At 45.7% G+C, this 6,920-nt stretch carries 4 protein-coding genes; all 4 read right to left on the reverse strand.

The window, feature by feature from the left end; translation table 11 throughout:
• Positions 1 to 126: 126 nt before the first annotated feature.
• Positions 127 to 2,301, reverse strand: a complete 2,175-nt coding sequence (locus QUB11_RS17885) for a glutamine synthetase III (protein ID WP_333201381.1) — start codon at positions 2,299 to 2,301, stop codon at positions 127 to 129.
• Positions 2,302 to 3,177: 876 nt separating this feature from the next.
• Positions 3,178 to 4,452 (reverse strand): alpha/beta hydrolase, encoded by a 1,275-nt coding sequence (locus tag QUB11_RS17890; protein ID WP_333391299.1) that lies wholly within the window; start codon positions 4,450 to 4,452, stop codon positions 3,178 to 3,180.
• A gap of 356 nt (positions 4,453 to 4,808) precedes the next feature.
• Positions 4,809 to 6,614: a serine hydrolase gene (locus tag QUB11_RS17895; protein WP_333391301.1), complete on the reverse strand. Its 1,806-nt coding sequence runs from the start codon at positions 6,612 to 6,614 to the stop codon at positions 4,809 to 4,811.
• Positions 6,615 to 6,661: 47 nt separating this feature from the next.
• The coding region (locus QUB11_RS17900) for a hypothetical protein (protein ID WP_333391302.1) at positions 6,662 to 6,920 on the reverse strand (259 nt) is incomplete at its 5' end.

A 6,920-nucleotide genomic window follows, 5' to 3' on the forward strand; every position in this document is an offset into this window, starting at 1 on the left:
TTACTCTCGTTCGTATTTAATGCCTTTGGCAGATTTAACGTAACACTCATTTAACCTCAAAAACAAATAAGGACACGGCATTGCCGCGTCCTTACAAATCTAACCTGCAATTAACCGAATTTGCTATTACTTAACAAACAGCATTTCTTGATAAGTAGGCAGTGGCCACAAATCATCAGCCACTTCACCTTCCAGAGCATCCGCATACTTGCGAACCTCATCCATCAAAGGACGAATTGTTTGCGAAGCATATTGCATATGGTCTTCGGTCGAAGCAAAATCGTGCTTGCTCAAAGCATCACTCAATTTGCTCGCAGTATCCATCATGGACTTAACCAGCACCGCTACTTTTTCGGCACTTTCTTTTTCCAGTTCAATCCCAATCTCTTTCAATTTAGAAATCGTGCCAGAAAGTTCAGCTAAATACCTCACCGCTGCGGGGTAAATAATGGTTTTTGCCATGCTTATTACCAGTTTGGCTTCGACTTCAATTGCCAGCAAATACTGCTCAGCATAAACATCGTAACGGCTTTCCAATTCAATTGGAGTCAGAACACCTGTCTTTTCAAACAAGTCTTCAATGTATCCTTCCTTCAACACGGGTAAAGCATCGGCCGTAGTCCGCAAGTTAGCTAAACCCCGTTCCTCAACAGCCATTTTGTGCCATTCTTCGGAATAGCCGTTGCCACCAAATACAACCGCACCGTGCTCGTCCATCACTTCTTTGAGAATGGTTTGGATGGCAGCATTCAGTTCAGTTCCGTTAGCCAAATCGCTTTCTAATTTGTTAGCAATCCAGTCCAAAGAATCTGCAAGAATTGTATTCATCGCCACCAGCGGCCCGGAAACAGACTGACCGGAACCTACTGCACGGAATTCAAATCGGTTTCCTGTAAAGGCAAAGGGCGAAGTCCGGTTTCTGTCTCCAGCATCCTTCATGAAAGTAGGCAGTGTTTCTACACCTAAGTTCATAATTCCCCGACCTTGAGAGTCCTTAACTTCTCCTCGGCTAATTTGCCCGAAGATATCTTCTAATTGGGAACCCAAATAGACAGAGATAATTGCTGGCGGAGCCTCATTTGCACCCAATCGGTGGTCGTTGCTGGCAGTAGCAACTACCGCGCGCAATAGAGGGCCGTATTTATGAACTCCGCGAATCACAGCGCCGCAGAAAACTAGAAATTGTATGTTCGAGTGCGGTGTATCGCCGGGGTCTAATAAGTTTCCTTGGGTGGCATTGCCGACCGACCAGTTGACGTGTTTGCCAGAACCGTTAATGCCGGCGAAAGGCTTCTCGTGCAGCAAACACATAAAACCGTGTTTCTTCGCTGTGTTGCGGAGAATTGTCATGGTTAATTGTTGGTGGTCGCTGGCGACGTTTGCTGCTTCAAAAACGGGTGCAATTTCAAACTGACCGGGAGCGACTTCGTTGTGGCGGGTTTTGGCAGGAATTCCCAGCCGGTACATTCTTTCTTCTACTTCCTGCATGAAGACTTGAACGCGCTCTGGAATCGCTCCAAAATAGTGGTCGTCAAATTGCTGACCTTTCGCAGGAGGTTTGCCAAACAGGGTGCGACCTGCTAGCAGTAAATCGGGGCGGTTGTTGGTGAAATTGGCATCTACCAGGAAGTATTCTTGTTCGGAACCGCAACTAGAATTTACTGGAGCAACTTCGGTATTTCCTAATAGCTTTAACACTCGGGTTGCTGCTTTGTTCATGGCGGCAATGGAACGCAAAAGCGGCGTTTTCTTGTCTAAGGCTTCACCTGTCCAGGAGATGAAAACAGTAGGAATGCACAATGTCATGCCGTTGTCTGTTTCCATGACATAAGCAGGGCTGGTGACATCCCAGGCTGTATATCCGCGAGCGGCCGCAGTCGAGCGAATGCCGCCGTTGGGGAATGAGGAGCCATCGGGTTCGCCTTGTACTAGAACTTTGCCTGCAAATTCTGAGATGACGGAGCCGTCGCCTTGCACTGAGATGAAACCGTCGTGCTTTTCGGCGGTGCCGTTGGTTAGCGGGTAGAATACGTGGGCGTAGTACAGGGCTCCTTTGGAAATAGCCCAATCTTTCATTGCTACTGCAACTACATCAGCTACGGAAGCATCGAGTTTTTGGCCTGTTTGAACGGTGTTTTTTACTGATTTGAAAATGCTTTTGGGCAGACTTTCTTGCATCTTGCTCAGAGTAAAAACGTCTGTTGCCCACATATCTTCGAGCCGCTTGGGAGGCCGACCAGGCATCAATTTGCGGTTGACGATTTGAGAAATTGCTTGAACGCGAGATTCATTTCCACTCATGGTTATTTTTATTGGTATTGCGGGACGAGTAGTTGAGAAAAAATAGATGTTAGCAAAAGTTTAACGATTGACGAATATTTTGGATTTACCAAGATTTTTTGTCAAAGCTAACTTTTGGGAGGATGCCTTTTTTGGCAGGCTCTACAAGATTGGTGGAGCGAGGCTCAATCAGTTCGCCGTCCACCGGGCGTGACAATCCAGTGTGAGATGCGGTTGGATTTCGGTTATTAGCAATAAAATAGATGACAAGAGCCTGTACTAATTTGAGTCAACATGATAGATGTCTGCACTGCACAAATTTCGTAACTAATCTTCACCCTGGTCAGCTCAAAAATTTTGTGCAAATCAATTCCGATGAATTCAGGTCAAAACTACTTATGGTTTTTAACGGTTCGACGATCGATAAATCGCAGTCCAGCAAACAACGCACTCGTTTAGGGGTTTTGGAGAATTATGGAGAGTACACAATCTACAATTGGAGAGTTTAAACAATCATTAACTAAATAAATGTATTGTAGGCTACAGAATTTTAGGTTTTTTTCAGAAAGGTCGATCGCACCAAGCGCACACAACCGCAGGGTTTCAGTGTAACAGGACGCGGGGCGCTCAAACTAAGGGCGATCGTACTCGCATAGGGCATAGGGCATAGGGCATAGGGCATAGGGCATAGGGCATAGGGCATAGGGCATAGGGCATAGGGCATAGGGCATAGGGCATACCTCACTTTCTTAAGAACTGCTATATGATAAATAAAGTCTGGCAACTCTTCTAAAAGTTGGTGCGACAATTTGCCGTAGAAATCTTTACGAGATTTGGGAACTTATTAAACTGTTATAGCCGCAGTTTATTGAGCATAAATGAGTAAGTTGATAGTTTTTATTTAACTCGTTGGTAATCCGAAGACTTCAGAGCATGAGCCAAAAAGCGTTCTGTGTAGTACAAAGCTAATTGATTGCTCGGCCCATTAAAAACTGCATCAAAGGCGTGTTCAGCCCAAGGAATTTCGAGCAAAATAGCCCGTGAAGCGAAGCTATCCCGTAGGGAATCGCCCGTGGCTCGCAATCGTTCGTAGAGCGATCGACCAAACTTGGGCTGAACGATATGGTCGCGACCGGCATAAACCAGTAAAGAAGGGGGAAGATTCGGTTTAATATAATTGATGGGAGAAGCCCGACGGTAAAGCTCATTGAGTTCGTCTGGCGTTCCTCCCAGAAAAGCACGCAAGACGGCTCGAACATTTATGGCATCAGGAAAAGGTGGGTCATTATATCCCCGAATCAGGTCATTTGGCCCGTAATAATTTACCACTGCTCTAACTGGAATCACACTTGAATTATAAGCAGTTAGCATTGCTAAATGGGCACCTGCAGACCTTCCCATCAGAGCAATGCGATCGAGATCAATTTCCCAATCACCAGCATGAGTTCTGATATAGGAAAGAGCGGCTTGTACGTCGTCAAGCTGAGCAGGAAATCTATACTTAGGAGCGTGGCGGTAATCAATTGCGACAACACAATAGCCTTGGGCGGCCATATAGCGGCTGAATTCCTGATTGTAATCGGGATTGCCTCTTTGCCAAGCTCCCCCGTAGAGTGTGATAATCGCCGGATATTTGCCAATTTGCATCGGCCGGTAAAGGTTTAGTTGCAGTGAAACTCCGTTAGGGTTGGCAAATCCAATAGCCCGATCGATCCTAACGTCTCTGAGGGGAATTCCTCGGAAGGCATCTGCGAGGATAAACGGTTGAGGGCGTAGCTGCGCGCGTAAAGCTTGAGGAATGGCTGCTAAATAGTTTTCCCCTAGAACAGCTTGCATTTGGGTAGCTATCGCTGCATTGGCTGCTGGGAACTGAATCAGGGGAAGCAGGCCTAGGATGAGGGCGAACAGGTTACAAATCAGTAAAATAATGTAGACTTTGCCTTGATGCCGTCTGAGCAAGTTCAGCAGAAGGGCGATCGTATTGATACCAACCAACCAAGGACTGATTTCTGGTGCTCCCACCGCCAAAGGGTACAGGAACATCGTGGGTGCTGGTATGATGACCCAGAGACTGAGAAATAGGGCGATCGTACTCAGGAACCAAGAAATAAATGGCGAGACTAAGAACGCTGCCAATAAGGGTAACTTTTTGCGGTTCTTATTGTGGATCATCGGATTTTCGCAGCCTAATTTTTAATCAGTTTAAATTAATCGGGCGGTTCCTAGATTGATAATAAAACCGCAGATTAAGGCAGATTAACACAGATTAACGCAGCTAATTTCAATAGCTGCCGGAGAATGGCAATCACTTGTAGAACAAAGCACTGCTTTGAGCAGCCTCCGAAAATTTGATTAAAAAGACTTTTGCAAGAGGTCTAGTAATCACCTCATTGTGCGAGGCACAATGCTTGCGAATGGATATCCCATCGCTTATAATTAACTCTGCCTCCAAAGCCTTTTACGAGGTTAATAAAAATATTTTTAGCTGTTAAAATGTACAGAAAAAACATTTCATTGAGTTATAGTTTCTATCTTTTAACTGCACGAGGTGCAACCAGATTCCAATTTACCTGAGAAACACCGTACAAAATAAAATTATCCAAAAGTCCGTAAGCATCCCCACAATTGTAACCTTTAGCATCAACACATTTCTTGTCTGCCCTTTGATTCACAGCCACAAAAACATCAACTCCATCCGGCAATAAACCCGCATACATCTTCAAATTAGCAAAATCATCAAGGATGCGACCTTTATCATCCAGCGGCGGCAATTTCCACTCTTTCGGATTGCGATTTCCCCCTAACTGGATTGCCCAAGCATAAGTACCGTCTAGCGCTCCGTTGTGGGCAGTATATCGATTCCAAACCTGCTTTCGCTTTTCTCCGATGCGCGGATTATTTTCATAGCCGCCCACCCAATATTGTGACATAAATTTGAGGAAAACTTCAGCTTCTGCAGCTAGGGAACCAGTACCGGGACTCAAATCAGTGTTTCTGCTGCTAAAAGGAACTTGGCTTAAATTCCAAGACCAATTTATCCTCCCCGGCTTCGGATTTAGCCAAGTAGCAAAATCGCAGAAGCTACCCTTCCAGATGCAGTGCGGACGCTTCACATCCCATCCTTGACCATAATAACTTTTCCCGTTCCAATGGCGTTTTTCTGGTTCGCGAGCGCCAATATTTTCTACTCCTTGGGTCATGAAAATTCCCCGATCAGCCGCAGTAGAAATTCCTAACTCTGTTTTGAAGAAAACCTCCAAAGCCGAACCTTGATGAGTTGCTGGTTTACCCATTTTAGCAGCATAGCTGCCGGAAGCTATAAGCTGCTCCAAAATAATCGTAGGAAATGCGGGACTGGTATTGGAATAGTGATATTGACCGAGAGGATACTGAAGACATCGCCCAGCCAAAACCTGCATAGTTTCTGTTAAAGTAGGACTTGGCAAAAAATAGCCCGCGCTAGGAGAAATGCCGAGTTGATTTTTTGCTAAACTGACAGATTTGCTGCCCCACTCATTGACAAGTAGCTGTTCTTGTGCATGAAAATCGGCTGGAATTTTGAGATTGCGAAGGACGGGCAAATTTGCAATTATATCTTCACCGTATCTGGGCGCGCTGCGCTGAAGTCCCGATCTGTGCGACAAAAAATGTCCGAGGGTGACGTTTTGCCACTGTTTGTCTGCAAATCCTGAGTTAAGATTGGCACACTTGCTGTCTTTCACGGGAACGGGAAATTGTATTTTTCCCGAAAATACGGCGTGCAAGTTTTCAGGGATAATCGCTACTGGATATTGCTTGTTAAAACCGGGAATTAGCGGCGGATAATGCTGGGGGTCGAACAATTTCATCCCTTCAATTTGGTCGTCAGTCAGTTCTAAACCGGCCCGATCGCGCGCCGTCTGTTTAAGCGCCCAGCGTACCATTGCAAAGGTAACAGGCTTGCTGATACTGCCCATACGCATGGGGGTATCTGCCGCGACAGAGGGAGCCAGAGGAGCCTGCATATCGTCGCCACAAGCCGGATTCCAGTTATTAGTAGGTCTGCCTTTCATGCGGCCGAAACCCCAAACACCGACGGGTTTACCTTTAACAGAAACACCCAGTACGGCCGCACCGACGCAGCGGTGGCGCATGAATTCAGTTAGGGATTGCTTTAGAGGCTGGAGTTGCGCGTCACCGCTACCACTAATGGGGATGTTTTCTTGCGCTAAAGCTGTGTTGTTGTTGGACTCGGAAAGCTTCCCCAAGCCTCCTAAGAGGATAGCTGAAATTAATGTCAAACTTGTGTATAAAAGTCTGTTAAATCTTGGTAGATAATCGGCAATTTTTATCATAAGAAAACCTCATTAAACAATTTATCAATTATTAGATTAAACACAACTTACACGCAGGTAGCCAGAAACCGGGTTTTTAACCAAAATACTTGCCCACCACCCTCAATAATAGTAAAAAACCCGGTTTCTTTAGTCCCGGCGTGGGTAGCCAGAAACCGGGTTTTTAACCAAAATACTTGCCCACCACCCTCAATAATAGTAAAAAACCCGGTTTCTTTAGTCCCGGCGCGGGTAGCCAGAAACCGGGTTTTTAACCAAAATACTTGCCCACCACCCTCAATAATAGTAAAAAACCCGGTTTCTTTA

Source organism: Microcoleus sp. B6-A1, assembly GCF_036705085.1.
In the GTDB taxonomy this organism is placed as follows: domain Bacteria; phylum Cyanobacteriota; class Cyanobacteriia; order Cyanobacteriales; family Microcoleaceae; genus Microcoleus.

Bases quoted from the DNA above. Each gene is read 5' to 3' on its own strand.
- QUB11_RS17885 (WP_333201381.1), bottom strand. From the start codon at position 2,301: ATGAGTGGAAATGAATCTCGCGTTCAAGCAATTTCTCAAATCGTCAAC.
- QUB11_RS17890 (WP_333391299.1), bottom strand. From the start codon at position 4,452: ATGATCCACAATAAGAACCGCAAAAAGTTACCCTTATTGGCAGCGTTC.
- QUB11_RS17895 (WP_333391301.1), bottom strand. From the start codon at position 6,614: ATGATAAAAATTGCCGATTATCTACCAAGATTTAACAGACTTTTATAC.